Source organism: Salinirubrum litoreum (assembly GCF_020567425.1).
GTDB classification, from domain to species: Archaea; Halobacteriota; Halobacteria; order Halobacteriales; family Haloferacaceae; genus Salinirubrum; species Salinirubrum litoreum.
On record NZ_JAJCVJ010000001.1, the window covers coordinates 916,759 to 941,615 of the forward strand.

Here is a 24,857-nt window from a genome sequence, read left to right on the forward strand (position 1 = left end):
GTGAACGACGATGGCAACCGAACCACAGACCAGCGAACAGACGAGTGAGTACGTCGAGACCGAACGCCGCCTCGTCGAGGAGGTGTTCAACGAGGGGACCATCTCGGTGATCGACGAGATCCACACACCCGACTACGTGGGCCACTGGTTCCTGCCGCGTGGCGGCGAGGCGGGCATCCCCGAACTGAAGGAGTTCGTCGCCGGCATCCACGAGGGGTTCGACGACTTCCGGATGGACGAGGAGTTCGTCCTCGCCGACGGCGACATGGTGACACTCGGCTTCCGGACCAGTGGGACTCACGCCGGCGAGTTCATGGGCATCCCGGCCACCGACGAACGCGGCGAGTCGGTCGGGATCATGGTCCACCGGTACGAAGACGGTAAGATCGCAGAGGGTTGGGCGGTGTGGGACCAACTCGGCATGCTCCAGCGACTCGGTGTCGTCCCCGAGGAGTTCCACCTCTCGGACTTCCTCGAGACGGCACTGACCCTGACGAAACAGGACGTGCTCAAGCGCACCCGGAGAAAAGACCGAGGGTAGTGAACGAGTGCGTGCCACGCCCACACGGCACGCGTTTCCGTCCTCTGGCCGACAACGCTATCAGGTCAGCGGCCGCTACAGTACGCATGAACGCGATCCCCCGCTCACAGGAACCGCCCGATAGCCGCCAGCGTCCGCAGGACACCACCGACACGACGCCCCGGCACGCGAAGACGACGCTGTTCTGTCCGATCTGTGGCCACGAGAGCCCCGCAGACGGTGACTGGCTCCGGCGCGTCGGTCCGACGGTCGGCCGCGAGCAGACGCCCGTCAGCAACGGTGTCGTCGGACGTGGCGTCGCCCTCGTCTGCCCCGAGTGTGACACTGTGGTCACGGTCCGCCGGCGGTAGGTCGTTCCCCCTCTGGCGACCCCCGCCCACCTCCGCCTCGTGACGCAGACACACGGCTCGCCGGGCGTCGAGACCAGCTATCCGGTGCTTTTAAACGGCTGACCGACCGAGATTCTCCCAATGGCTTTTGAGGAGTTGCTGAACGACCCGGTGATTCAGAAGTACCTCCACGAGTTGGTCGGCCCGACGGGGATGCCCGTCGCGGCGGCACCCCCGGACGGCGAGGTGACGGACGAGGAACTCGCCGAGGAGTTGGGGCTGGAACTCAACGACGTGCGGCGTGCGCTGTTTATCCTCTACGAGAACGATCTCGCCACCTACCGCCGCGTGCGCGACGAGGACTCCGGCTGGCTGACCTATCTGTGGACCTTCGAGTACGACAACATCCCCGAGAATCTGGAAGAAGAGATGTACCGCCTGCTGGACGCACTGGAGGACAGACAGGAGTACGAGCGGACCCACGAGTTCTACCTCTGTGAGGTCGACTCCATCCGGTTCGAGTTCGGCGAGGCGATGGACTTCGGCTTCGAGTGTCCCGAGTGTGGCTCGCCGCTGGAGTCGATGGAGAACACCCGACTCGTGGACGCGATGGACGACCGCATCGCGGGACTCCGCGACGAACTCAACGTCGGCGTGACCGACTGATGGTCGTTCTCGCATCCAAGTGCTACGTCGAGGGCGACGCCCGCGACCGCGCACTCGACAGCCTGCGCTCCCAACTCGACGACGAACTCGGCGACCTCGACGTGACGTACACGGTCGGTGTCCGCGACGACGACTTCGTCTCGGTGACCATCTCGGGTGACGACGCGACCGTCGCCAGAAACGTCGTCCGCGAGTCGTGGGGCGAGGTGACGCCCCACTTCGAAGACGGCGAGACCTACGTCGGTACCCTCGAGTCGTGGGACGACGAGGGGTTCGTCCTCGACGCCGGCGAACCGATCCGCATCCCCGCCAGCGAGTTGGGACTCGGACAGGGGACCCCGAGCCAGATCCGCGACCGGTTCGGACTCGTCCAGCACCTCCCGCTCCGATTCGTCTACGGTGACACGCCCCGACTCGCCGACGAGACACGCGACCGACTCTACGACTGGACACGCGGCGACGGTCGCGTCAACGTCAACAGTGCGACCAGAAGCGAGGTGCGTGCGACGGTCAACCGGGCCGGTCACGCCCGCGACATCGTGACCGTCGAGCGACTCGGTCTGCTCGAACAGAGCATCGTCTGTGCCGAGGGGACGGACCCGCCGGGCTTGCTGTCGGCCATCGGGCAGTATCTCCCCGCCGAACTCAAGTGCGTCATCCCCTAAAGAGAGTCTACCCTGCATGAACAGACGCCTCCTCGCCGTCGCCGGACTGGTCTTCCTGATGCTCACGTCGGGCTGTCTCGGCTTCTTCGGTGCCTCGGACGTCCCCGACGAGCAGTTGAACGAACCGCCTGCGGAACCGTACGACTGGGACACCGACCGGGACGCCTACATCGTCGTCCACGAGAACACCACCTTCCAGGCCGTCTACCGGACGAACGAGTCCCGGATGGAACTGTTCCGCCGTGACGGCTTCGGCGGCCGGAACTCGATTCCGGTCTCCGCGCTCCGGGTCAGATACCCCAACGGGACCGTGCTCGAAGGGAGCGAGATCCGGACCCGTGGCGGGAACGTCACCTCCAGCAGAGACGAGGTGGTCGTCGAGCGACCGAACGACATCCCGAACGGGACCGTCTGGCAACTCGGTGTGACCTCCGAGAGCAGTCCGAAGCGGTTCGCGCTCCCGACGTTCGTGAAGGGCTCTTACGAGGTCGTGCTCCCACCGAACCGGCGGGTCGACTTCCCGATCTTCGGGACCGTCAGACCGCCGGGATCGGAGACGAGCATCGACGACCAGAGCCGGACCCACATCGTCTGGAGCGGCGAGAACGAGGTGTCTGCCGACAGCATCGCCGTGCAGTTCTACCTCCAACGTGACCTGACCATCTTCGCGGGCATCGCGCTCCTGTTGACGGTCGTCGGTGGCGGTGGCCTGCTGTACTACCGCCGGCAGATCCAGCAGTTGCGTGAACGCCGGGAGGAACTCGGACTCGACGTGGAGACCGGCGACGACGACCTCGACGACGGTCCGCCGCCGGGGATGGGCTGACTCGGCCGACTCACCTGCGTTCCTTCGATCTTTCAGTCCCCATCGAACGCGAGCAGTCCGGGGTAGTCCGCGATGATCCCGTCCACTCCTCGATCTGCGAGTAGCCGCGCCTCGTGCCACGTTCGAACTGTGTAGACGTTCACCTCACGACCTGCCTCGTGTGCGACTCTCACGAGGTTCCGACTCTGGCCCGACCGTCCAGCGTCCGTCTCGCGGGGGCAGTCGTGAATCGCGTCGAGAGGCGGATGAACCGCCTCGCAGTCGTACTCTCGAGCGATCGCCAGTCCGGCTTCCACGTCGGGACCGAACAGCGTCGCGAGTGGGATCGAGGCGTCGATCTCGCGGACGACCGCCAGGGCACCCTCGTAGAACGACGAGAACAGCAGGTCGTTGTCGTACTCGTCGGTGATCTCGATCACGCTGACGACGAACTCGTGCCACCTGTCTCTCGCCGCCGCCAACTCCGCGCCCGACAGTTTCTCGCCGAATCGCAGGTCGTCGGAGCCGGGATCTTTCAGTTCGACGTTGACGCCGACCGAGGGCGGGACCGCGTCCAGTACCTGCGCGAGGGTCGGGACTGTCTCGCCGCTTCCGAGGACTTCAGCGTCTCGCACGTCGGCCCACGGCGTCTCGTGGACGAGTCCGGATCGGTCGGTCAGGCCGCCATCACCGTGGCTGTCGTCGCGCTCCGAGAGTCCGTCGTCGTGGAAGACGACCACCTCGCCGTCGCTCGTCGGGCGCACGTCGACCTCGATCACGTCGGCACCCGCGTCTGCCGCGAACCGGGCCGCGCCGACGGTGTTCTCCGGGGCGACGCCGGCGAAGCCCCGGTGGGCGATCACCCTCGGTCGGTCGGTGTCGACAGTCTCCTCCGTCATGCTCGGAGCGACGACCGCCGGCGGTGTCAAGCCATCGTCCGCGCGCACTCGTGCCGACTGGCTTTTTACGCCCGACGGCCCTACGACGGGTATGCGCGTCGCCATCGTCACGGTCGGAGACGAACTGCTCGCCGGGGACACGGTGAACACCAACGCCGCGTGGCTCTGTACCGAACTCACCGAGCGCGGCGTCTCGGTCGAGCGCGTGACGACCCTCCCGGACCGCGTGGCCGACATCGCGCGAGTCGTCAACGAGTACCACGCGGAGTACGACGCCGTGATCGTCACCGGCGGTCTCGGCCCGACGCACGACGACCTGACGATGGAGGGGGTGGCGGCCGCCTTCGGTCGGGAGGTCGAGGAGAGCGAGGCGGCGCTGGCGTGGCTGACCGAGCAAGGGGGCTACGCGGCCGGCGACCTCGCCGAGGGGACGACCCACCTCCCGGCCGGCGCGCGGATGCTCCCGAACGACGAGGGTGTCGCCCCCGGCGCAGTCGTCGAGTCGGTGTACGTCCTGCCGGGCGTCCCGGCGGAGATGAAGGCGATGTTCGCGCGCGTCGCCGACGAGTTCGCGGGCGAGCCGACCTACTCGGAGACGGTGGCGACCCCGGAACCGGAGAGCACTCTGCTGGATCGCATCGCCGGGGTACAGGAGGCCTTCGACGTGACCGTGGGGAGTTATCCGGGCGAGCACGTCCGACTGAAGGTGACGGCGACCGATCCGGAGACGGCGCGGTCGGCCGCAGACTGGTTGTCGGAACGAGTTGAAGTGCTCGAAGAGTGAGGTGAATCGAGTGTTCTCGTTCGGGTCGTGACTGCTGTCGAGTACGTCGTAGAGAAATCGGTTGGATACAACTCGGTCGAGACGGTCGCAGACAACTCGGTCGAGACGGTCGCAGACAACTCGGTCGAGACGGTCGCAGACAACTCGGTCGAGACGGTCGCAGACAACGAGGGGTGAAAGCCCCCGGTGTCTCGATGGTCCGCGACTCGTTGCGCGCTTCCCTCACGAGAGCGCGTCGCGTTGCTCCGCGCTCTCGTTCAGTCCAGTGTTGTCGGGCGACCCGAGAGTCGCCCGACTGCTGGCGAGAGCTTCGCTCTCGCTCTGCTTACGTCGTCGGGGACCAGTCGAGACGCCGGCCCCTTTCAGTCCCACCCGAGATGTGCGACCCATCGTGTCGCTACTGGTGGCCACCCGGCGTGGCATCTATCGATCTGGAACCCGGCAGTCGCAGTAGTCCCCACTCCTCCCCGACTGCTGGCGACTCGGACTGCGAGCAGGCCCTCGCTGTCGCTCGGACACTGCTCAGTTCCGGTCGCCACCAGCTCGCGTCCTGACTGGGTTCCCGGCTGTCGTCGTGTGATCGGGTGGCGAGTGTGGCGTGCGCTTTCACCGAAAAACCGGCGCGTGCGAGGAACGCGCGCGAGGGAGGCTGGCGCGTTTATGCGCCAGCCGAGGTTGGGGAGGACCGAGGTGCGGTGGCGGAGCTGTTGCGGTTGCGGTGCGGGTGCGGTGCTGTGGCGGTCGCGGATACGGTCGAATATTCCGTTTGCACCGGATCGAGTAGCAGTGCTGTCGCGGTCTACTGTGCTGTTGAGGTCGCGGTTCGCGGTGCTGGTGCGGCCGAGAGTACAGTCGAAGTCACAACCACCACCCACTCAGAGAACACGCACGCCGAACACCCCAGCACGAACACCACGAAAATCGCCGACCGGAACAACCGAATCGACCGCTACCGAAACCTACTCCTTCGATTCGGGCGCTTTCCCCGCGACCAGCGACTCGTCGGCGTACTCCTCGCGCAGGTCCTTCTTCGAGAACTTCCCGGTCGCCGTCTTCGGGATCTCCTCGATGAAGAGCACGTCGTCCGGTGCCCACCACTTCGGGAACTCGTCTTTCACCATCGCCAGTAACTCATCCGTCAGCACATCCTGATCCACACCCTGCTTCGGGACGACGAACGCGACCGGTCGCTCCTGCCAGCGCTCGTGGGGCACACCGACCACGGTGGCCTCCGACACGTCGTCGTGGGCCATCAGCGCGTTCTCCAACTCGACCGAGGAGATCCACTCCCCACCCGACTTGATCACGTCCTTCGCGCGATCCACGATCTGGATGTACCCCTCCGGATCGACCGTCACCACGTCACCGGTCTTGAGCCAACCCTCCTCGAAGTCCTCCTCGTTCGCCTCCGGGCGCTGGAAGTAGTCGGTCGTGACCCACGGGCCGCGCACCCACAGTTCGCCGAACGCCTCGCCGTCCCACTCGATCTCGGAGCCGTCCTCGCCGACCACTGTGAACTCCAGGCCGGGCACGAACAGGCCCTGTTTCGCGCGCTTGGCGTACTGCTCCTCGGCCGGGAGGTCCTCCATGCCCGGTTTGAGATGCGAGACGGTCCCGATGGGCGACATCTCGGTCATCCCCCACGCGTGGAGCACGTCAACGTCGTACTCCTCGTCGAACCGCCGGATGACCGACTGCGGGGCGGCAGAGCCACCGATCACGATGCGCTCCAGCGAGGAGATGTCCGCGTCGTTCTCCTCCAGATACTCCAGCAGGCCCAGCCAGACGGTCGGGACGCCCGCCGTGAGCGTGACGCCCTCCTCCTCGATCAGTGTGGCGAGGTCGGCCGGGTCCGGCGCGGGACCGGGGTAGACGTGCTTTGCGCCCGCCGCCGTCGTGGAGAAGGGCATCCCCCACGCGTTGACGTGGAACATCGGCACCACCGGCATCAGCACGTCGTCCGCGCCGATGTCCAGCCCGGCCTGGGGCAGTGTCGCCATCGTGTGCGCCCAGAGCATCTGCTGGGTGTACTCGACGCCCTTCGGCGCGCCGGTCGTCCCCGAGGTGTAACACATCCCGGCGGGCGCGTCTTCCGACACGTCGGGCCAGTCGTACTCTGTCGACTCGTCGGCGATGAACGACTCGTAGTCCGTCAGGGGTTCGAGTGGTGACTCGTCGGGGAGCACCGACTCGTCGCCCATCAGCACGAACTGCTCGACGCTCTCGAAGGCTTCTTCGCCGCCCTCCGCCGCGACCGCCGAGGCCAGTTTCTCGGCGAGCGAGGGGTCGACGAAGACGACCACGTCCTCGGCGTCCGAGACGATGTGCTGGATGTGGTGGTCCGGCAGGAGTGGGTTGATCGTGTGCAGTTGCGCGCCGATGCTCGGGATGCCGAAGTACGTCTCGAAGTGACGGTGGTGGTTCCAGCAGAAGGTCGCCACCCGGTCACCGGCCTCGACGCCGGCACCGTCGAGTGCGCCCGCCAACTGGGCGACACGGTCGCCGTACTCGGCGTAGTCGTAGCGCGTGATGCCCTCGTGAGTGCGAGAGACGATCTCCCGGTCCGAGAAGAGTTTCTCCGCTCGCCACAGGAACGGTCGCAGGGTCTGGTCGGTAGCGCCTACCATGACAGAGACGAACGACCCATCGCTAATGGTTCTTGCTGATACTTCCGCGAGAAGGCGGTGATGCTGGCCGGTTCGCCCGCAGTCGCGTCGGTCGATACCACGAGCGAGTCGAGCGAGTCGGGTCTCTCAGGCCATCGGCTGGCCCTCGGAGGGACCCTCCTCGGTCGTGCCGAGTCCCTCGTCGCCCTCGTCGCCGCCCTCACCACGGATGGCCAGCGCGAACGCGCCCAGTCCGAGGAGGAGAACGACGAAGCTGACGATGCCGCCGAGACCGTAGGGGATCGCCGACAGAATCGCCACGACGGCGAGTCCGAGCACCAGCGCGCCCCAGCGGTTCTCGCGCTCTGCGAGTCGGAGCAGGTACGTCCCGACGACGTACGCGCCGAAGACGCTCCCGATCCACAGCACGATGGCGAACAGGAGCACGCCGACCAGCGACAGCGGGATGCCGACGATGGTCAGCGCGATCAACACCAGCAGCAGGGGGACGCCGACGAACGTCAGCAGGCCCGCCCCGCCACTGCGGAGTGTCTTGGTCGTCCCGAGGCTGGTCACGCGACCCGCGAAGGCCGGGGCGACCAGCAGGAGGACCGCACCGAGCGCGAGGTTCACGAGGAAGCCGTACGCTTGGCCGACCCACCACGGGATGACGGGGGCCTCGAAGCCGCCGAACTCGGTGCCGACGGTCAGGTCGGGGTTCCGGACGACCTGTCCGGCGACCTGCGAGCCGTCTTGGCGGTCGAAGGTCCCCGCGTCGTACTCTAAGCCGCCGGAGAGGACCGCAGTCGACCCGAGCGTCAGGGTCTCGGCACCGACAGTCGTGTCGCCGGTGACCGCGCCGTCGAGTCGCACGTCGCCGGCACCGCCTTCGAGGGTGCCGCCGACAGAGCCAGCCTCACGGAGCAGGAAGCTCCCGCCCGCGAAGGTCACGTCGCCGCCGACCGCGCCGGCCACGACGATGGAACCGCCGGTCAGCTCGGCGTTGCCGGTGACGGTGCCGGTCTCCTCGACGACGACCGAGCCACCGACGGCTTGGAGGTCGCCTTCGACGGTTCCGTGGATCACCACGCTGCCGGCGACGACCTCCAGGCCGCCGATTATGGTTTCGTCCGGACCGACGACGACGGTGCCGCCGGTCTGGCTCGTCTGTGCAATCGCGACTGTCGGGCCTGCCCCGAGGAGGACGAGGAGGGCGACCGACAGCGCGAGTAGTTGCCGCAGTCCGAATGATTGCATGATCGTTCAGGCGAGGGGTGTCCTCGTCGGTCGAGAGTACGACGGACGAGGAGATAAAGCGAGATTGCCACTTTCACCCGGTGAGAACCGTAAATCGGTGGACTGAGTCCGATCTCTGCATCGATTTCGGTCTCGCGCTACTCGACCGCCCGGCTACGACCGGCGGTCATTCCACCGCCCGGATGCGGCCGGCGATCACTCCACTGCCCGAATCCGACCGGCAGTCACGTCCAGTGGTTCGGCGTAGTGGAGTCGCGGGTCGCCAGCCGGCTGGTCGAACGACGACGCGGCGAAGAGCGTGTTCGACCGGATCTCGGCCTCGGCGGGGCGGAGCGTCCACGGGTCGTGGTCGATGTCGCCCCGGTAGAGGCGATTGCCCTGCGTGTAGAACCGGTAGTTCTCGACGAGGAACGCCTCCAGCGAGCCGGGGTCGGGCTCGAAGGCGTCGCCCGCCGGGCGGTACGTCGCGTCGAACCGGGCCGGTGGAACGCCTCGGTGGTCGCGTCGGCTGGTGAACGTGATCGCCTCCTCGGGGCCGCTCTCGGGGTCACCGGGCCACGCGCCGCGCCGGACCTGCATCTCGGCGCGGTAGTAGGGAAGTCGGAACAGGCTCCGGGCGACCCGGACGCCGATCCGGTCGTCGGCGTCGAGGTTGTAGAAGTAGACGCCCTTCGCGCCGTCGTGTTCGACGTAGGTCCGGAGGTTCAGTTCGGGGAACGTCAGCCCGACCGGCGAGCCACGCGGGCGGATGTCCTCCATGACGAACGGGACGACGCCGAGCCACGCCTGCCCGTCGTAGGTCGCCACGTCGAGTTGCTCGGGGAGCGTCGGTGCTATCGTCGCCGGGTCGACCGGCCAGTGGGCGAACAAACCGTCTCGCCAGCGCATCTCCAGCAACCGAGGTCCGTCCATATCCGTGGTTGGGTTTGCGGGTACTTTCGACTGACGGCTTGGAGGTTTGTGAATGTGTGAAGACTATCGTTTTGTATTCGTGAATCGGTGATGTTGGCGACTCGGGAGGACATCCCTCGTCAGATGGTGTCTCGGTCGGGGGAGTCGTGGACGACGAGCGGTGAAAGCCCTCGATCGCTCGACCCGCCGCGTCTGGCGAGAGCGAAGCTCTCGCTGAGTCTCGTTCGCTTCGCTCACGAGACACTCGGTGCGCGCCTCAGTCGGTCGAGCCAGCAAGCTGGCTCTCCCTCCCTGCGGTGCTGACGGGCGAGCCACGCCTCCTCGCCCGTCTGCTGGCGAGACCTCCGGTCTCGCTCTGTCACCGGCGCGGCGCGCCGGTTTCCAGCGGGACCTCCGGTCCCGCCCGGCTTACGTCGCCCGGGAGGGGTCGAGCGGTCGGCCCCTTTCAGTCCCGCCCGAAGTTTGCGAAAGCGCACGCACCACCCGGAGGACCAGTCGGATCAGCGTGTGCACCTACCTGAAACCGTCGGCGCGACACAGAGGTCGCGCCCGCCCGTCTGACTGGTGGGTACGACGTGAATCGGGGTTTCAGTTCGGTGTCGCGGTGCGGTTGGCGCGCGAGAAACGCGCGAGGGAGGGGTCGCGGGCGGTGCGGAGAGCGACCCCGAGGTTGGGGAGGACCGAGGTGCGGTGCTGTGTCGTCGCGGTCGCGGTTCCGTTTGTAGGTGCGCTAGACCGAGTAGTGTTGCTGTTGCGGGTGCGTTGAGGTGCTGTGCTGTCGCGGTGCGGTTGCGGTTCCGCTGGTAGCCGCGCTAGCACGAGTAGCGGTGTTGTCGTGGTTTGCGGTCGCGGTTGCTGGTGTTGTCGCTGTCGCGGATTCGGTCGCTGTCGCAGTCACAGTCGCCTCAGCGAATCATCGCCAATCCCCACAGTCACAGCTCCAGAAGTCCGAAGCCACATCCACGACCGAGACACACCAACCAACTCGAAAAACCCGGAAACGCCGAAGCCCCGACCTTACTCTTCGTCGCCGTCCTCGACCGACCCAGCACCGGCGTCCTCTGCACCGATCAGCGCGTCCACGTCCGTGTGGTCGAACAGCAGGTCACGCATGATCTCCACGGTGCGCTCGTCGCGGGTCCGGCCGCCGCGCACGAGGTCCTCGGCGCGTTCGATTGCCGAGAGCGTGTCCGAGTTGACCAGCAGGACCGGGATGCCCTTCTGTTCGGCCTTGCCGATCACGGCCCCCGGCGGGCGGTGCCCCCCGGTCAGGATCAGACACTTCACGCCCGGGGCTTCGAGCGCGGCGGTGTGGATCTCCGAGCGGTCACCGCCGGTGATGACCGCCGCGTCCTTCGTCCGCCGGAAGTAGCGTAGCGCCTCGTCGCCGCCCATCGCGCCGACGAGGAACCGCTCCACGAAGGCGTCGGTGGGCGCGTCGGTGACGACCTCCGCGCCGAGTTCGCTGGCGAGGCCCTCGACGGTGATGCCGGCGAGTTCCTGCACGCGCGGGAGGACGCCCAGCACGGGCACACCCTGACGTTCGAGGAACGGCACCACGTCGGTCTCCAGTTCGTCGTAGTTCGTGTCCGCGACGCGGTTGAACAGCACACCCGCGAGGCGGTCGCCGATGTCGTCCGCCGCGGCCAGTACCTCGTCGACGTCGCCGGGTTGGCTGTAGTCGGCGACGAGGACCACCTGCGCGTCCAGCAACTCGGCGACCTGCGGGTCGGTCAGGCCGACGATGCCGCCGGTCGAGAGTTTGCCGCCGCCCTCCACGAGCATCAGGTCGCGGTCCACGGCCAGATCGTCGAAGTTCGACTTCACCTGCTCGCGGAGTTCGTCGGTCTGCTCGCGGCCCCGGATGGCCCCCTCGACGAACGTCGGCGAGTAGACGATGGGCTCCATCTGGTGCATCTCCGCGTCGGTCTCGAACAGTTCGCGGGCGAGCATCGGGTCCTGATCGAGCGTCTTGCCGACGTTCGACTGGAGCCGAGTGCCCTTCGGCTTCATGTAGCCGACCGACTGGCCGCGTTCTTTCGCCAGCAGTCCGAGCGCGAGCGTGACTGCCGTCTTGCCGGTGCTTTCGTGGGTCGAGGTGACGAGTAACGTGTTCATAGCTGGTCTGGGTCGACGGTGAGTCGCACGTCCACGGCCTGCACGCCGTCGGGCGTGGCGACGAGTGGGTTGATGTCCAGTTCGAGGATGGCGGGGAAGTCGGTCACGAGCTGTGACAGCCGCTGGATCGTCTCCACGACGGCCGGCACGTCGGCGGGGTCACGACCGCGCGCCCCCCGCAGGAGCGGCGCGGAATCGATCTCTTCTGTCATCTCTTTCGCCTCGGACTCCGCGACCGGAGCCACCCGGAAGGTCGTGTCCTCCAAGATCTCGACGAAGATGCCGCCGAGACCGAAGAGGAGCAGCGGCCCGAACTGCGGGTCGCGGTTCATGCCGACGATGGTCTCGACGCCGCTGTCGAGGTCCACCATCTCCTGGACCTGCACGCCGATGATCTCGGCGTCCGGCTGGTAGTTGCGGGCGCGAGTGATGAGGTCCTCGTAGGCGTCGTACACGTCGTCGTCGGAGACGCCGACCTTCACGCCGCCGATGTCGGACTTGTGGAGGATGTCCGGGCTGACGATTTTCATCACCACGTCGCCCTCGATGTCGGCCGCGATCGCCTCGGCGTCGGTCGCCGAGTCGACGATCTCGCCGTGGGGCGTCGGGATGCCGTAGGCGTCGAGTAAGTCCATCGCCTCCACGCCGAGGCGGTTGTCGCCTCTGCCCTTCACGGCCGAGAGTATCTCGTGGGCCGCCTCCCGGTCCACGTCGAACTCGGTCGGTTCGTCGTACTCGCGGGCGGAGATGTCGGCGTACTCCGACAGCGCGTCGAGGCTGTCGACGGCGCGGGCCGGGTCGAAGTAGTTCGGGATGCCCGCGTCCTTCAGCACCTCGGCGGCCGGTTCGACGCGCTGACCTCCCATGAAGCAGGCCGCGACCGGCTTGTCGAACTCCTCGGAGAGTTCGACCGTGTCCCGTGCGAGTTGGGCGTAGTCGAGCACGGCGGTCGGTGCCGAGAGGACGACCGCACAGCCGACGTTCTCGTCGTCGAGTGCGATCTCCAGTGCGTTCCGGAACCGATCGTTGCCGGCGTCGCCGACCACGTCGACCGGGTTGTAGATGTTCCCTTCTGCCGGCAGGTTCTCGGAGAACGTGTCCAGCGTCTCGTCAGAGAACGAGGCCATCGACAGCCCCGAGTCGCCGACCGCGTCGGTCGCCATCACGCCGGGGCCGCCGGCGTTCGTGATGATCGCCACGTCGTCTTGTTCCGGGAGCGGTTGGCTCCCGAGCATCTGTGCCGAGTCGAACAACTCCTGTACCGACTCGGCCCGGATGACGCCCGCCTGCTCTAATCCCGTCTCGTAGGCCTCGTCGGACCCGGCGATGGTGCCGGTGTGACTGGAGGCGGCCTGCGCACCGGCGTCGGTCCGGCCGGACTTCACGAGGACGATCGGCGTGTCCTGTGTCACCTCGCGCGCGGCGTCGATGAACTCGCGGCCCTCCTCGATCCCTTCGAGGTAGCCGATCACCACGTCCGTCTCGGGGTCGTCACCCCACTCCCGGACGAAGTCGGCCTCGTCGAGGACGGCCTTGTTGCCCAGCGACACCACGTCGCGGAAGCCGATGTCCTGGTCGTTGGCCCAGTCGAGGACGGCCGTGATGAACGCCCCGGACTGGGACATGAAGGACATCCCGCCGGGTTGGGCGTTCTCGGGGCCGAACGTCGCGTTCATGTCGACACCGGTCGACATGATCCCGAGGCTGTTCGGCCCGACGAGGTTCAGGTCGTACTGTTCGGCTACCTCGCGCAGTTCGCGTTCGCGTGCGGCCCCCTCACTGCCGGTCTCGCCGAAGCCGGCCGTGATGACGACCACGTTCCGGACGCCCGACTCGCCGGCCTGTCGTACGGCTTCCACCGCGATCTTGGGTGGGACGACGACGACCGCGAGGTCCGCGTCTGCCGCGCCGATGTCGGACACACACGGGATGCCCAACACCTCGTCGTAGTTCGGATTGACGGGGACCACCGTCCCGTCGAAGTCCGCGACGAGGTTATCCATGATGGCGCGGCCTACGGAGCCTTCGCGCTCGGTCGCGCCGACGACGGCCACTGTCTCGGGCGCGAACAACTCGGATAACTCTCCCATCGCGCAGGGGTACACGGACTGCGCGCATAAAACCGACTGTGTGTGGTTCCTCACGGGTCGTGGCACCGTCTCACCCGATTCTCGACACGTGTCCACTCGACGGTTCGACCGCTGTCGGACTCCCCGACCGGCCCACCCGACAGCGTGTCCGACTCGGCAACTGGCTCTCGATCACGGGACACCAAGTTAGAAGGCGACGGACCACGGCGGTCGGAGTATGTTGGACGAACTGCTCGGCCGGGCCGAACTCAAGGACCGGATCGAGGAGTTAGAAGAGGAGAAGGAGCACCTCCGGCGGCGCGCCGAGGCCGAGGAGGAGCGGCGCTCGGAGGCCGCCGCGAAACGACAGGCGGCCGAGGAGCGCGTCAACCGCCTCGAAGACCGGATCACCGAACTGGAAGACCGCGTGGAACGCGCCGGCGGCGACGAGAGAGCCGTCGACTTCCGGGGCGTCGAACGCCTGTCGGGCCGCCGGCTGGACGAGGTACTCGCCAGACTCGGCTCGGTCGAGACCGACGCGGAGGGCGCGCTGACCGCGATGGTCGACGACGACGCGGTGCCGGAGACGGTGGGCGAGGCGTTCGGCGACCACACCGCACTGGTCCGGCGGGCGAGTCCCTGTCTCGTCGTCGCGGACGACGCCGGTCTCGTCAGTGCCGCACTCGCACCGCCGGTCGAACCCGACCCCTTCACCGAGTGGAGCGACGGCTTCGAACTCAGAGACGAGTGGCTCCGGCCGACCGGCGCGTTCGGCTTCGCGGTCGTCCGGTCCGACCTGTTCGCCTACGGGAGCTACGAGGGCCGGGACCTGGTCGACAGCGAGGGGTTCACCTCCGAGGTGAAAGAACAGCACTCGAAGGGGGGCTTCTCCCAACAGCGGTTCGAGCGCCTGCGCGACGAACAGATCGACGAACACCTCGACGAGTGCGAGGCGCGACTGGACGCCCGCGACCCCGACCGCCTGTTCGTCGTCGGCGAGCGCACCGTCCTCGGCCGGTTTCGGGAGCGGGCCGACGTGACCGCGACGGTGGACGCGACCGGCGACCCCGACGACGCGCTGGCGTCCGCCTTCCGCGACTTCTGGACGGCGCAGTTGTACCGGATCTGAGAAGTAGCCGTCGGCGAGGCGACGGTCGCGGTTACCAGGATACTACACGCCGCAGGACGCTTTTGGTGTCGGCCGTGCTACAGGCGGTATGACACTCGCGCCGGAGCACGCGTGGCGACTGGAGTTGGGCGGCGTCAACGCGTACCTCGTGGACGACGGGGAAGTGACCCTGATCGACGCGGGGATGCCGTGGCACACCGAGCAGGTGCGACAGTACCTCGCCGACGGCGGCTACGACGCCGGCGACGTGGACCGCGTTCTCCTGACGCACTTCGATCTGGACCACGTCGGCACCCTCGCCGAACTGGGGCTGGACTGCAAGGTGTACGCTCGCCAGCCGGACGCCGGGATGCTCGCCGGGACGGTCTCCCCGCCGGCGACGAACCACAAGGGCCTGCTCCAGCGCGTGACCCTGCCACTGCTGACGCGCCCGGACCTCCCGATCACCGCGATCAAGGACGGCGAGGAGGTCGCCGGGTTCCGGGCGTACGCCACGCCGGGACACACGCCCGGTCACACCGCCTGGGTCCACCACGAGTTCGGTCTCGGATTCGTCGGCGACACGGTGCGGGAGTCCGGCGGCGACCTCGCACCCTCGCCGTGGGCCATCTGCTACGACGCCGCCGAGAACCGCGAGAGCATCCGCGACGTCGCCGACCGCGTCGCCGACTGCGAGGTGGTGGCGATGGGCCACGGCGACCCGATCCGGACCCACGGCGGCGCGCAGTTCGCGGCGCTGGCCGACGATCTGTGAGCGCCCTCGCGTCGTCTACTCCGCCTCCCGACCGTGCGACCTGACAGCACACACGGCTTTTTGACCGATCACGCCGTAGAACTCTCCATGACTCCGACACGACGACGCCTCCTCGCCACCACAGGTGCCCTCGGTGCCGCCGCCCTCGCGGGCTGTACCGACGGACTGAGTGAGAGCCAGCAGGAGGTCACGACCGTCTCGGCCGGCGGCGCAGAGCGGTTCGAGGCCATCAACCGGAACGGCCGACTGGACGTCCAGGCGTGGAACCGGCCCCGCGTCGAACTCGACGTGACCAAGCGTCGGTTCCCCGGCAGTGCGCCCTTCGAGGCGGTGTCTGTCGAGACCAGCGTCTCGGACGGGACGCTCCGCATCGAGTCCCGCTACGACACGAACCCGACGAACGCCGGGATCCTCGTCGACCTCGTCGTCAAGGTCCCCTCGACACTGCTCGCCGAACGTGTCGAGACGGCCAACGGCGAGGCCATCCTGCGCGGGAGCCCCGGCAACCCGGTCGTGCGGTCGGACAACGGCCGCGCGGTCGCGCGCAACGTCGGTGGCTACGTCACCCTGGAGACCAGCAACGGCGCGATCGAGTCCACCGGCTGTGACGGTATCGACGGCGCGCGGACCTCGAACGGCTCTATCGACGTGGAGGTGTTGGCGCTCCGACAGGACGCCGACCTGCAGGTCAGCAACGGCCGCGTCACGATCCGCGCGTCGGACGACCTGGACGCCGAGGTGTTGCTGGAGACGAACAACGGCACCATCGACACCAGCGGCGTAGACCTCCGGAACGTCTCGACCTCGCGGAACAGAGTCGAAGGCCGACTGGGGAACGGCGGGTTCCAACTCTACGCCCGGAGCACGAACGGCGCGGTCGAACTCAGGGGGATCGACGGGAGCCTCGGTCTGGAGTGAGCGCTCGGTCGAGGCGGCCGACGGTGCGGCCGTCGGTCAGGGAACGTAGCGGACGCTGACGACGCCGTCGTCCGATCGAACCTCGACGCGGTTCACGCCGAGTCTCGCGGCCCGCGAGCGCAGACCGTCCTCGTCGTCCAGCACGTCCGCGACGGCCTGCTCCACGCCGTCCTCGGGGACCGTGATGACGTGGAGTTCGCCCGCGCCGGCGCGTTCCTGTCTCGTCAGTTCACCGACCGCCTGGCCGCTCGCGATCTCCCGTTCCTGCTGGGTCGGCGCGAGGTCGCTGTCCTCGACGCCGATCGCCCACTGCTCGTCGAGGTCGCCGACCTCCCACGAGACGCCCATCGGCGGGACCGGAGTGAGCGTCCCCGTGATCGCCTCGGCGGCCGCGAGTCCGGGGTTCTCGGCGAGCGTGTGAACCTGTCCGTCGTGGACGTCGGTCAGCACGGCCGACTCGTCGTCGGCGTGCGTGACGAGGAAGGTGCCCGTCTTCGCGTCCTGTGACGCCGTGTCGGGCGTCGCCCCACTGTCCTGGTCGTCGGTCATGCACGGGGATAGAACGCTGTGGCTTTTCCGGGTTTCGTCACGAGTCGAGCGAACGGTGTGGAGTGAGTGGTCTCCCCTGCGGGGTGCCCGCCGGGATCAGTCCAGCAACTGCTGAGCGATGGTGTTCCGCAGCACCTCGCTGGTCCCCTCGTAGATCTCGTTCAGTTTCGCGTCGCGGTAGAACCGCTCGACCGGGAAGTCCTTCGTGTAGCCGTAGCCGCCGTGGACCTGGATCGCCTCGTTGGCGACCTCACGCGACACTTCCGAGGCGTGGAGCTTCGCCTGTGCGGCCTCCTTGATGAACGACTCGCCGCGAATCTTCTTGTCGGCCGCCTTGTGCATCAGCAGTTTCGCACACTGGACTTTCGTGTCCATGTCGGCGAGTTTGTGCTGGATGGCCTGGAAGTCCGAGATGGGCTGGTCGAACTGCTCGCGGTCCTGTGCGTAGTCGAGGGCCTCCTCCAGTGCGGCGCGTGCGAGACCGACCCCGCGTGCCGCGATGGTGATGCGCCCGCCGTTGAGCGTCTTCAGCGCGTGGACGAAGCCGTCCCCCTCCTCGCCGAGCAGGCGGTCTTCTGGGATGCGCATCGCGTCGAACCGGAGTTCGGCGGTCGGACAGCCCTTGTCGCCGAGTTTGTCCTCCGTGCCCTCCACGACGAAGCCGTCGTCCTCCTCGGGGCGGACGACGAACGAGGAGATGCCTTTTCGGCCGGCGTCCGGGTCGGTCTTGGCGAAGACGGTGACGGTGTCGGCGACCGACCCGTTCGAGATCCAGAGTTTCCCGCCGTCGATCACGTACTCGTCGCCGTCTCGCTCGGCGGTGGTGGTCATCGCCGGCACGTCGCTGCCGGCTTGCGGTTCCGAGAGCGCGAACGCGCCGATGTCGTCGCCGCGGTTCAGGGGCGTGAGGTACGCCTGTTTCTGGCCTTCGTCACCGAACGCGTAGAGCATGTTGCCCGCGAGACTGGTGTGGGCCGCGACGACCGTGCCGAGACCGCCGGAGGCGCGCGAGATCTCCTCGAGGCCGATGGCGTAGGAGTGGTAGTCGAGGCCCGCGCCGCCGTACTCCTCGGGGAACGGCATCCCCATCAGGCCGAGTTCGCCCATCTCGGCCACGAGGTCGGCCGGGAACTCGTCGGTCTCGTCGATCTCGGCCGCGCGAGGCGCGATCTCCTCGTCGGCGAACTCCGCGACCATGTCGCGGATCTGCTTCTGCTCGGGAGAGAGACTGAAGTCCATACCGGAATCTGTGACCGTCGATGCTTTAGGTTTTCCACATCGCCACCGACGGGACCGCCACCCCGGCCTCGATCCGTGATCGACAGTTGTCACGTTCGGGCGAGTCGGCCGTTATCGACCCCGACAAAAGCGTCCGTCGGGCACGACACTTTTTATGCCCCCCTTCATAGGACGGTACAGTTGAATGTCTCGACACGCCGACGACCCCCTTCCCGACCACCCGGATCTCGGGTGGTGCCACGAGGCAGTGCAGGGTGTCTCACGAACGTTCGCGCTCACCGTCGACGTGCTGGAGGAACCGATGTCGTCGTACATCTGCGTCGGCTACCTCCTCTGTCGCGTCGCCGACACGGTGGAGGACGCCGACCACATCTCTCCCGACGAGCAGGCCCGCCTCCTCCGCAGTTACGACGCCGCACTGGACCCCGAAGACGACACCGACATCGACGCCTTCGCCGAGGCCGTCGAGCCACATCTCCCGCCGGAAGCGGAGCGAAACGACGACTGGCGGGTCGTCGCCGAGGCGGACCGCGTCGTCGGCGTCTTCGAGGCACTCCCCGAGGACGTGCGCGAGGCGGTCACCCCGCCCGCGCGTGAACTCGTGCAGGGGATGGCGATGTTCGTCGAACGCTACGCCGACGACGGCGGCCTCCGCATCCAGAGCCGCGAGGAACTGGAGGAGTACTGCTACTACGCCGCCGGCACGGTCGGCAACCTCATCACGAACCTCGTCACGCGCGGCGACGTCGGCGGCGAACGCGCGCGCCGCCTCTACGACACCGCCGAGGAGTTCGGGCTGTTGCTTCAACTGGTCAACATCTCGAAGGACGTGTACGACGACTACACCGAGGAGAACAACGTCTACCTCCCCGCCGTCTGGCTCGAATCCGAGGGCGTCCCGCAGGAGGAGGTCGTCGACCCGCGCCACGAGCACGGTGCCTCGTCGGTCGTCCGGCGGACCGCAGAGCACGCCAAGTCGTTCGTCGACGACGCCCAGACCTACCTCGAACTGGTGCCGACTCACGACGGGAACACGCTCGCGGCGTGGGCCATCCCGTACCTGCTGGCGGTCGGCACGCTCCGTGAACTGCTCTCCCGGCCAGAGGACGCCCTGCGCGAGGGCGACGTGAAGATCTCCCGCCAGGAGGTGTTCGCGGTCGTCTCGGCGATGTCGGACACCGACGACCGGTCGATGCTCGGGGAACTACGCGGGATCATCTCGCGGAAGCCGTACCATCGGGTCGCGACCAGCGCGGACTGAACGGGCCGGGTCGAGACACGCCGCGTCGGGGACGTCCCGCACGCCGACGACCGAAAGCTTGGGGTTTTCGCAGGCCAAGGAACTGTCGTGAGCGACATCGACGCCGACTACGAGGAGACGGACGGCGAGCGCCTGCTGACCTTCCGGCGTGACGGCCGGACCGCGACGGTCGCACAGAACAGCGAGGGGTACGCGATGCTGAAGGTGCGGGACGCAGGCGGCGACGAACTGGAACGCTACTACGGCTTCGACATGGCACTGGACCACGCCGCCGAACTGCTGGGCGTGGCTGTTCACGATCTCCCGGTGCCCGAGGACGCCAGCGACATGGGGATGTAGGTCACCGGCGTCGGCTGTCGGGTTCGATGTTCAGTTCTCGGCTGACTCGCCCGATCCCGGTGTGGAGCCGACTCGCCCAGCAAGCCAGTTACCGACCCGCCCGGCTACCGATCCGACGAGCCAGAACACGACGAGCAGGCCGCTCGCGGTGAACAGCGAGACACCGACGCCGACCGCGACTGCCCCGACAGACTCGCCGACCGCGTCGGTCACGACCGGATGTGCCGACCAGTCGCCGTAGACGAACAGGCTCTGCCAGCCTGCGACCGGCACACCGCCGACGAGTCCCGTGATCGCGCCGGCGCGACTACTCGGTGCCGACCGAGACCGGAAGACAGAGCCGGCGACGAGGCAGGCGAACACGAGAGGCAACACTTCGCTCGTCTCGGGGAGCGTCCCCGACGCGAGGAGCCAGTTCACGGCGACCGTCGCGGGGATCGACGCGAGACCGAGAAAGACTGCCGGTCGGTAGTCGTCGCCGGTCAGGTCGGCGACGAGGTGTCGGAGGAGGAGCATGTCGTCGCAACCGACGGGCGTCCGGGGCAAGAAACTACTGTCCCACCGGTTCGTCCGCGTACCGACCGTTGTAGTAGAGCATCACGCCCGCGAGAGAGACGACGACGCCGAGTCCGGCAGAGCCCAGCAGGACCGCACCGAGTGGGTCCGGGATCACGAGACTGGCGAGGACACCGCCGAGAAAGACGAGACCGCCGGCTGTGAGCAGGAGTCGCGCTCGGTCTGTTCGTGTCACATCCGACCCACTCGCGGGCGACGGTTCAAGCTTCCTGCCGACTACCGACCCGAACAACCGTCCTGCCGAGTGCCGACCCGAACGCTTCTCGGTCCCGGCCCCGAAGGACGGCCATGCCCCGACTGATCGACACCCACATCGAGAACCGGATGCGCGTCCAACCGAACCACGCCAACAACTACGAGACGGCCCACGGGGGCATCGTGATGAAGTGGATGGACGAGGTGGGCGCGATGTCCGCGATGCGCTTCGCGGGCGAGACCTGCGTCACCGCCGGCGTGGACGACCTCTCGTTTCTGCGACCGATTCCGGTCGGCGACACCACGCTGATCGAGGCCTACGTCTTCGACGCCGGGCGAACCAGCGTCCGGGTGCGCCTCTCGGCGGCCCGCGAGAACCCCCGCACCGGCGAGACCGAGGCGACAACCGACTCCTGTTTCACGTTCGTCGCCATCGACCAAGACGGGAACCCGACCGCAGTCCCCGAGTTGACCGTCGAGAGCGAGGAGGAGGAGCGACTCCAGGCGCAGGCCCACGAGATCGAATCGTCACCGGAATAGGTGTGGCCGAGCGAGAGAGGGACATGAGCGACACCGACGACCTCGATTCGACCGGGGGCGACGACTTCGACCCCGAGGCGTGGGCCGACGAACTCGAACGCCAGCGCGACGCGAAAGACGAGCACCTCGCCGAGCATCCCCAGTCGCCGATTCCGCAGGCGGCCCGCGAGGAGTTCGACGGGCTGGACTACTTCGACCCCGACCCGGACTACCGCGTCGAAGCGACGGTGACGGTCCACGACGACCCCGAGACCGTCGAACTGGAGACGACGCGCGGCCCGAACGTCGAGTACCAGCGCGTTGCGACCTTCACCTTCGACGTCGACGGCGAGCGCGAACTGGCGGTCTACAGCCACGAGGACGGCCCGCTGTTCGTCCCCTTCCGCGACAAGACGACCGGCCAGCAGAGCTACGAGCAGGGTCGCTACATGGAGTTCGACCCCGAACGCGATCTGGCGACGGGCGACAGCTTCCCGCTGGACTTCAACCTCGCGTACACGCCCTTCTGTGCCTTCTCGGAGACGTTCGCCTGCCCGCTTCCCCCGGAAGAGAACTGGCTCGAAGTCGCGATCCCGGCCGGCGAGCGCGCTCCCTGACGAGCGACTCGGTCGTCTCGGCACTCGGCGAGGTAGTTTCGACTCCTCCGACACTCGAATTCACATATTAACACACGATCTTTAGTGACACTGCGTGGGACGTGCCGACATGCTCCACGGACTGATCGAAGCGGGACGCGACGTACTGGGACTCGACGCCGGCGAGGACGGGAGTGGGACGACCGAAGCCGTCGACAGCGCACCACGGCGACAGTTTCTCAGACGCACCGGCGAGGCGTCGGCGGTGGGGGTCGTCGGCGCGGCGACACTCTCCGGCGGGGCGACCGCCGCCGGGACACTCTGTGACCGCGCTCGGACCGACGACTCCGCCCTCCCGTGGGATGCCGGCGGTGCCTACGGCGGGTGGGGCGGCGCGGACTACTTCGGCACCGGCGGAGGTATCTCCCGAGCACCGACCGTCTTCGTCCACGGGAACACCGGCGACGCCTGCAACTTCTCCGGACACGCCGACTACCTCCGGGCGCGGGGCTGGTCCGGCGACGAACTGTGGTCGATCACCTTCCGCGAGGCGACCAGCAGTCACGCCGACATGGCAGAGCAGTTGGACGACTTCGTGGCGAACGTCCGGGCCGAGACCGGCGCGTCACGGGTCAACCTCGTCTCACACAGTCTCGGCGTGACCGGCACGCGCGTCTGGATGGAGGCCTACGACCGGTTCGACTGGGTCGACGAGTGGGTCGGCTTGGCGGGCGCGAACCACGGCGTCTGCAACTGTCCAGGCTGTGTCGACACGACCGTCTTCGGGTCGGACCTCGGCGAACCGTGTCAGTTCATCGCGGTCCAGTGTTTCGGCGTCCCCGGCCACCCCCTGTACGACATCAACCTGCCGACCGAGACACCCGGCGGCGTGACGTACCGCACGGTGCGAGGGTACTACGACGCACTCTACTACTGCAACGTCTACAGTCCGTACCTCTCCGGAGCCGACAACAACCTGGTGTTCGCCGACCACCTCGGCGTGTTGGAGTCCAGCGAGACGAAGGAGATGGTGGCGAACTGGGTCGCCTGAGCACGGGGCACGGGCGGCGCGGATCCCGGCGGCGGACGCTGGGCCCGGAAGCGAGGCGACTGCCTCGCCGACGCACGCAGTTACTTGTCGGTCCCGACGCGACGACCACGTATGCCGTTCGAACCAGCGGACGTGGAGACGGTCACCTTCGACTCCTACAGCACCATCGTCGACGTGGACGCCGCAGAGCAAGCACTCGCGGATCGCGTTCCCGACCCGGAACCGGTCTCCCGTCACTGGCGCGCCCGTTCGCTGGAGTACACGTTCGTCGCGGACGACGTGGACGCCTACCGGCCGTTCTACGAACTGAACCGCACAGCCCTCCAGCACGCACTGGAGACGTTCGGCGTCGACCTCTCGTCCGACGAACGCGACGAGATTCTCGCGGTCTACCACGAACTGGACGTGTTCGACGACGTGCGCGAGGGACTGACGGCGCTGACCGACGCGGGCTACGACTGCTACGTCGTCTCGAACGGGAACCCCGAGATGCTCGATTCGATGGTGAGCCACGCCGACATCGACGATCTGTTGGTCGACACGATCAGCGCCGACGAGGTCGAGACGTTCAAACCGAACGCCGAACTCTACCGCCACGCCGCCGCCCGAACCGGCACCGGAATCGACCGGATCGCCCACGTCTCTGCGGCGTGGTTCGACGTACTCGGGGCACAGCACGCCGGGATGCAGACCGTCTGGGTGGATCGCGGGAAGGCCCCGTGGGACGGCTTCGCCGGCGATCCGGACCTGACGGTCGCGTCGTTCCACGAGTTGGTCGACGTCCTGACCGGGTGACAGATTGGAGTCACCTCCTGAGAGTTTCACGAACGTTCGCGTGAGTCGGTGTTTCAGACGCTCTCGCTCGGAAGCTACCGAGACGTTTACGCGACTGTCGCCCGTAGCGCGCGTATGGTCGAACGCCCCCCGCGTCCCTCGCTCGGATCGCTCCGCGGATTCGGATCGCCTCGCTGGTTCGCTCTCGCCCTCGGGTTCGTCGTCTTCCTCGCCGTCCCCCAGTTCGTCGGGCGGGCGACTGCTCACGTCCGGTACGTCACCCCCGGCGCGGACCCACAGGACGCGGTCGCGTTCCTGCTGTCGGCACTCACCGACCCGGTGAACGTCGCACTGCTCGGAGCGGGCGGTGTCGGACTCCTCGGTGGGTTGCTGGCGTACCTCCGGGTGCGGCCGTTCCGGCGAGACGTGACACTCCTCCGTCGGTCGCTCGCCGAGTACCGCGACCTGCTCCCGTGGCTGCTGCGACTCGCGGTCGGGTTGCCGCTGGTCGGGGCCGGCTTCGCGGGCTACTTCTTCAGCCCGCTGTTTCAGCCGGCGTTCCCGACCGTCGCCCGTCTGTTCGGCATCGCGGTGGGCTTCCTGCTCCTGTTCGGACTGGCGACGCGACTGACCGCCGCAGTCGGACTGACGGGCTACCTGCTCGGACTCGTCGCCAACCCGGACCTCCTGCTGGCGGTCGAGTACGTGCCGGGCTTCCTGGCGATCATCCTCGTCGGTGGCGGCCGACCCTCGGCGGACGGCGTGATCGCGAGACTGGCCGACGACGACCGGACGTTCTACTCCCGGATCGACCCCTTCTACCGGGCGGTCGCGGTCCCCTTCGCGGAGCGCGTGGCCGACTACGAGCGACTGGTGCCGGTCGTTCTGCGGGTCGGGCTGGGCGTCTCCTTCGCGTACCTCGGCGTGGTCCAGAAGCTGGCGAATCCCGGTGACTCGCTGGCGGTCGTGGCGAAGTACGACCTGACGAGCGTCGTCCCGGTCGCGCCGGAACTGTGGGTCGTCGGTGCCGGCGTGACCGAACTCGCGGTCGGCGTGGCGCTGTTCGTCGGCCTGTTCACGCGGTTCTTCTCGGGAGTCGCGTTCTTCCTCCTGACGACGACGCTGTTCGGCCTGCCGGACGATCCGGTGCTGGCGCACATCTCGGTGTTCGGACTCGTCTCGGCACTGCTGGTGACGGGTGCCGGGCGCTACTCGGTGGACCGCTGGATCGCCAACGAGGTCGGGAGCGACTGGGACCGCGAGTCCGGGGAAGTGGTCGTCGCGGACTGATAGCCCCCACGAGACT

The 24,857-nt window shown here is 67.6% G+C and carries 27 protein-coding genes; 17 read left to right on the forward strand and 10 right to left on the reverse strand.

Translation table 11 applies throughout. The features are described 5' to 3' along the window. The first annotated feature begins 10 nt into the window (after window positions 1–10). The 5 genes from LI337_RS04505 to LI337_RS04525 all read left to right on the forward strand — a co-directional run bounded on the left by LI337_RS04505 (window position 11) and on the right by LI337_RS04525 (window position 3,027). On the forward strand, window positions 11–541 hold the full coding sequence (locus tag LI337_RS04505) for an ester cyclase (protein WP_227228523.1): 531 nt from the start codon (window positions 11–13) through the stop codon (window positions 539–541). An 86-nt stretch (window positions 542–627) separates the two neighbouring features. Next, window positions 628–891 carry a DUF8106 domain-containing protein gene (locus LI337_RS04510; RefSeq protein WP_227228524.1) on the forward strand — a complete coding sequence of 88 codons (264 nt, stop codon included), beginning with the start codon at window positions 628–630 and terminating at the stop codon, window positions 889–891. A gap of 120 nt (window positions 892–1,011) precedes the next feature. Beyond that, window positions 1,012–1,536 carry a transcription factor gene (locus LI337_RS04515; protein ID WP_227228525.1) on the forward strand — a complete coding sequence of 175 codons (525 nt, stop codon included), beginning with the start codon at window positions 1,012–1,014 and terminating at the stop codon, window positions 1,534–1,536. After that, a complete protein-coding gene (locus LI337_RS04520) occupies window positions 1,536–2,201 on the forward strand; it encodes a DUF2110 family protein (RefSeq protein WP_227228526.1) in 666 nt (221 codons plus the stop codon). The genes LI337_RS04515 and LI337_RS04520 overlap by 1 nt, the downstream gene beginning before the upstream one ends. Window positions 2,202–2,217: 16 nt before the next feature. Next, window positions 2,218–3,027: a DUF5803 family protein gene (locus LI337_RS04525; RefSeq protein WP_227228527.1), complete on the forward strand. Its 810-nt coding sequence runs from the start codon at window positions 2,218–2,220 to the stop codon at window positions 3,025–3,027. Window positions 3,028–3,059: 32 nt separating this feature from the next. Here LI337_RS04525 and LI337_RS04530 read toward each other — a convergent pair whose 3' ends face one another. Further along, window positions 3,060–3,905, reverse strand: coding sequence for a glycerophosphodiester phosphodiesterase (locus LI337_RS04530; RefSeq protein ID WP_227228528.1), 846 nt, complete (start codon window positions 3,903–3,905; stop codon window positions 3,060–3,062). A 91-nt stretch (window positions 3,906–3,996) separates the two neighbouring features. On the opposite strand from LI337_RS04530, the gene LI337_RS04535 reads away from it, so the two are divergent. Continuing rightward, the gene (locus LI337_RS04535; protein WP_227228529.1) at window positions 3,997–4,689 is read left to right on the forward strand and encodes a competence/damage-inducible protein A; all 693 of its coding nucleotides are present in this window, start codon (window positions 3,997–3,999) and stop codon (window positions 4,687–4,689) included. Between the two features lie 27 nt (window positions 4,690–4,716). Beyond that, on the forward strand, window positions 4,717–4,866 hold the full coding sequence (locus LI337_RS04540) for a hypothetical protein (protein ID WP_227228530.1): 150 nt from the start codon (window positions 4,717–4,719) through the stop codon (window positions 4,864–4,866). A gap of 782 nt (window positions 4,867–5,648) precedes the next feature. On the opposite strand, the gene LI337_RS04545 is transcribed toward LI337_RS04540, so the two are convergent. The 5 genes from LI337_RS04545 to LI337_RS04565 form a co-directional block, all read right to left on the reverse strand. Further along, on the reverse strand, window positions 5,649–7,316 hold the full coding sequence (locus LI337_RS04545; RefSeq protein ID WP_227228531.1) for a long-chain fatty acid--CoA ligase: 1,668 nt from the start codon (window positions 7,314–7,316) through the stop codon (window positions 5,649–5,651). 126 nt (window positions 7,317–7,442) lie between these two features. Next, window positions 7,443–8,552, reverse strand: coding sequence for a bactofilin family protein (locus LI337_RS04550; protein ID WP_227228532.1), 1,110 nt, complete (start codon window positions 8,550–8,552; stop codon window positions 7,443–7,445). Window positions 8,553–8,747: 195 nt separating this feature from the next. Next, window positions 8,748–9,464 (reverse strand): YqjF family protein, encoded by a 717-nt coding sequence (locus LI337_RS04555; RefSeq protein WP_227228533.1) that lies wholly within the window; start codon window positions 9,462–9,464, stop codon window positions 8,748–8,750. 1,017 nt (window positions 9,465–10,481) lie between these two features. Further along, window positions 10,482–11,582, reverse strand: coding sequence for a phosphotransacetylase family protein (locus LI337_RS04560; protein ID WP_227228534.1), 1,101 nt, complete (start codon window positions 11,580–11,582; stop codon window positions 10,482–10,484). Further along, a complete protein-coding gene (locus tag LI337_RS04565) occupies window positions 11,579–13,672 on the reverse strand; it encodes an acetate--CoA ligase family protein (RefSeq protein ID WP_227228535.1) in 2,094 nt (697 codons plus the stop codon). Before LI337_RS04565 ends, LI337_RS04560 begins: the two co-directional genes overlap by 4 nt. Before the next feature lie 217 nt (window positions 13,673–13,889). Between LI337_RS04565 and LI337_RS04570 the strand changes: the two genes are divergently transcribed. The 3 genes from LI337_RS04570 (at window position 13,890) to LI337_RS04580 (ending at window position 16,452) form a co-directional block, all read left to right on the forward strand. Beyond that, entirely contained in the window at window positions 13,890–14,780 is an 891-nt protein-coding gene (locus tag LI337_RS04570) for a Vms1/Ankzf1 family peptidyl-tRNA hydrolase (RefSeq protein ID WP_227228536.1), read from the forward strand. 88 nt (window positions 14,781–14,868) lie between these two features. Further along, complete coding sequence (locus LI337_RS04575; RefSeq protein ID WP_227228537.1) at window positions 14,869–15,534, forward strand: MBL fold metallo-hydrolase; 666 nt, start codon at window positions 14,869–14,871, stop codon at window positions 15,532–15,534. An 87-nt stretch (window positions 15,535–15,621) separates the two neighbouring features. After that, a complete protein-coding gene (locus tag LI337_RS04580; protein ID WP_227228538.1) occupies window positions 15,622–16,452 on the forward strand; it encodes a DUF4097 family beta strand repeat-containing protein in 831 nt (276 codons plus the stop codon). Window positions 16,453–16,488: 36 nt separating this feature from the next. On the opposite strand, the gene LI337_RS04585 is transcribed toward LI337_RS04580, so the two are convergent. Next, window positions 16,489–17,001 (reverse strand): DUF5812 family protein, encoded by a 513-nt coding sequence (locus LI337_RS04585; RefSeq protein WP_227228539.1) that lies wholly within the window; start codon window positions 16,999–17,001, stop codon window positions 16,489–16,491. A gap of 96 nt (window positions 17,002–17,097) precedes the next feature. Beyond that, window positions 17,098–18,240: an acyl-CoA dehydrogenase gene (locus LI337_RS04590; RefSeq protein WP_227228540.1), complete on the reverse strand. Its 1,143-nt coding sequence runs from the start codon at window positions 18,238–18,240 to the stop codon at window positions 17,098–17,100. Window positions 18,241–18,424: 184 nt separating this feature from the next. Between LI337_RS04590 and LI337_RS04595 the strand changes: the two genes are divergently transcribed. After that, entirely contained in the window at window positions 18,425–19,501 is a 1,077-nt protein-coding gene (locus LI337_RS04595) for a phytoene/squalene synthase family protein (RefSeq protein WP_227228541.1), read from the forward strand. An 87-nt stretch (window positions 19,502–19,588) separates the two neighbouring features. After that, complete coding sequence (locus LI337_RS04600; RefSeq protein WP_227228542.1) at window positions 19,589–19,840, forward strand: DUF7111 family protein; 252 nt, start codon at window positions 19,589–19,591, stop codon at window positions 19,838–19,840. Between the two features lie 30 nt (window positions 19,841–19,870). Here the strand turns inward: LI337_RS04600 and LI337_RS04605 are convergent, their stop codons facing one another. Together LI337_RS04605 and LI337_RS04610 are read right to left on the reverse strand one after the other, a co-directional pair. Next, complete coding sequence (locus LI337_RS04605; protein WP_227228543.1) at window positions 19,871–20,356, reverse strand: DUF5518 domain-containing protein; 486 nt, start codon at window positions 20,354–20,356, stop codon at window positions 19,871–19,873. 34 nt (window positions 20,357–20,390) lie between these two features. Further along, window positions 20,391–20,591 carry a hypothetical protein gene (locus tag LI337_RS04610; RefSeq protein WP_227228544.1) on the reverse strand — a complete coding sequence of 67 codons (201 nt, stop codon included), beginning with the start codon at window positions 20,589–20,591 and terminating at the stop codon, window positions 20,391–20,393. Between the two features lie 113 nt (window positions 20,592–20,704). Here LI337_RS04610 and LI337_RS04615 point away from each other — a divergent pair, with 113 nt between their 5' ends. The 5 genes from LI337_RS04615 (at window position 20,705) to LI337_RS04635 (ending at window position 24,841) form a co-directional block, all read left to right on the forward strand. Further along, window positions 20,705–21,151, forward strand: a complete 447-nt coding sequence (locus LI337_RS04615) for an acyl-CoA thioesterase (protein WP_227228545.1) — start codon at window positions 20,705–20,707, stop codon at window positions 21,149–21,151. A gap of 23 nt (window positions 21,152–21,174) precedes the next feature. Continuing rightward, window positions 21,175–21,747, forward strand: coding sequence for a DUF1684 domain-containing protein (locus tag LI337_RS04620; protein WP_227228546.1), 573 nt, complete (start codon window positions 21,175–21,177; stop codon window positions 21,745–21,747). A 94-nt stretch (window positions 21,748–21,841) separates the two neighbouring features. After that, entirely contained in the window at window positions 21,842–22,777 is a 936-nt protein-coding gene (locus LI337_RS04625; protein WP_227228547.1) for an esterase/lipase family protein, read from the forward strand. 111 nt (window positions 22,778–22,888) lie between these two features. After that, a complete protein-coding gene (locus tag LI337_RS04630) occupies window positions 22,889–23,572 on the forward strand; it encodes a haloacid dehalogenase type II (protein ID WP_227228548.1) in 684 nt (227 codons plus the stop codon). Between the two features lie 114 nt (window positions 23,573–23,686). Next, window positions 23,687–24,841 (forward strand): DoxX family protein, encoded by a 1,155-nt coding sequence (locus tag LI337_RS04635; protein WP_227228549.1) that lies wholly within the window; start codon window positions 23,687–23,689, stop codon window positions 24,839–24,841. Window positions 24,842–24,857 lie beyond the last annotated feature (16 nt).

Bases quoted from the DNA above. Each gene is read 5' to 3' on its own strand.
- LI337_RS04590 (WP_227228540.1), bottom strand. From the start codon at position 18,240: ATGGACTTCAGTCTCTCTCCCGAGCAGAAGCAGATCCGCGACATGGTC.
- LI337_RS04605 (WP_227228543.1), bottom strand. From the start codon at position 20,356: ATGCTCCTCCTCCGACACCTCGTCGCCGACCTGACCGGCGACGACTAC.
- LI337_RS04595 (WP_227228541.1), top strand. From the start codon at position 18,425: ATGTCTCGACACGCCGACGACCCCCTTCCCGACCACCCGGATCTCGGG.
- LI337_RS04530 (WP_227228528.1), bottom strand. From the start codon at position 3,905: ATGACGGAGGAGACTGTCGACACCGACCGACCGAGGGTGATCGCCCAC.
- LI337_RS04620 (WP_227228546.1), top strand. From the start codon at position 21,175: ATGAGCGACACCGACGACCTCGATTCGACCGGGGGCGACGACTTCGAC.
- LI337_RS04560 (WP_227228534.1), bottom strand. From the start codon at position 11,582: ATGAACACGTTACTCGTCACCTCGACCCACGAAAGCACCGGCAAGACG.
- LI337_RS04525 (WP_227228527.1), top strand. From the start codon at position 2,218: ATGAACAGACGCCTCCTCGCCGTCGCCGGACTGGTCTTCCTGATGCTC.
- LI337_RS04630 (WP_227228548.1), top strand. From the start codon at position 22,889: ATGCCGTTCGAACCAGCGGACGTGGAGACGGTCACCTTCGACTCCTAC.
- LI337_RS04535 (WP_227228529.1), top strand. From the start codon at position 3,997: ATGCGCGTCGCCATCGTCACGGTCGGAGACGAACTGCTCGCCGGGGAC.
- LI337_RS04565 (WP_227228535.1), bottom strand. From the start codon at position 13,672: ATGGGAGAGTTATCCGAGTTGTTCGCGCCCGAGACAGTGGCCGTCGTC.
- LI337_RS04555 (WP_227228533.1), bottom strand. From the start codon at position 9,464: ATGGACGGACCTCGGTTGCTGGAGATGCGCTGGCGAGACGGTTTGTTC.
- LI337_RS04505 (WP_227228523.1), top strand. From the start codon at position 11: ATGGCAACCGAACCACAGACCAGCGAACAGACGAGTGAGTACGTCGAG.
- LI337_RS04575 (WP_227228537.1), top strand. From the start codon at position 14,869: ATGACACTCGCGCCGGAGCACGCGTGGCGACTGGAGTTGGGCGGCGTC.
- LI337_RS04635 (WP_227228549.1), top strand. From the start codon at position 23,687: ATGGTCGAACGCCCCCCGCGTCCCTCGCTCGGATCGCTCCGCGGATTC.
- LI337_RS04520 (WP_227228526.1), top strand. From the start codon at position 1,536: ATGGTCGTTCTCGCATCCAAGTGCTACGTCGAGGGCGACGCCCGCGAC.
- LI337_RS04550 (WP_227228532.1), bottom strand. From the start codon at position 8,552: ATGCAATCATTCGGACTGCGGCAACTACTCGCGCTGTCGGTCGCCCTC.
- LI337_RS04585 (WP_227228539.1), bottom strand. From the start codon at position 17,001: ATGACCGACGACCAGGACAGTGGGGCGACGCCCGACACGGCGTCACAG.
- LI337_RS04570 (WP_227228536.1), top strand. From the start codon at position 13,890: ATGTTGGACGAACTGCTCGGCCGGGCCGAACTCAAGGACCGGATCGAG.
- LI337_RS04615 (WP_227228545.1), top strand. From the start codon at position 20,705: ATGCCCCGACTGATCGACACCCACATCGAGAACCGGATGCGCGTCCAA.
- LI337_RS04510 (WP_227228524.1), top strand. From the start codon at position 628: ATGAACGCGATCCCCCGCTCACAGGAACCGCCCGATAGCCGCCAGCGT.
- LI337_RS04580 (WP_227228538.1), top strand. From the start codon at position 15,622: ATGACTCCGACACGACGACGCCTCCTCGCCACCACAGGTGCCCTCGGT.
- LI337_RS04545 (WP_227228531.1), bottom strand. From the start codon at position 7,316: ATGGTAGGCGCTACCGACCAGACCCTGCGACCGTTCCTGTGGCGAGCG.
- LI337_RS04515 (WP_227228525.1), top strand. From the start codon at position 1,012: ATGGCTTTTGAGGAGTTGCTGAACGACCCGGTGATTCAGAAGTACCTC.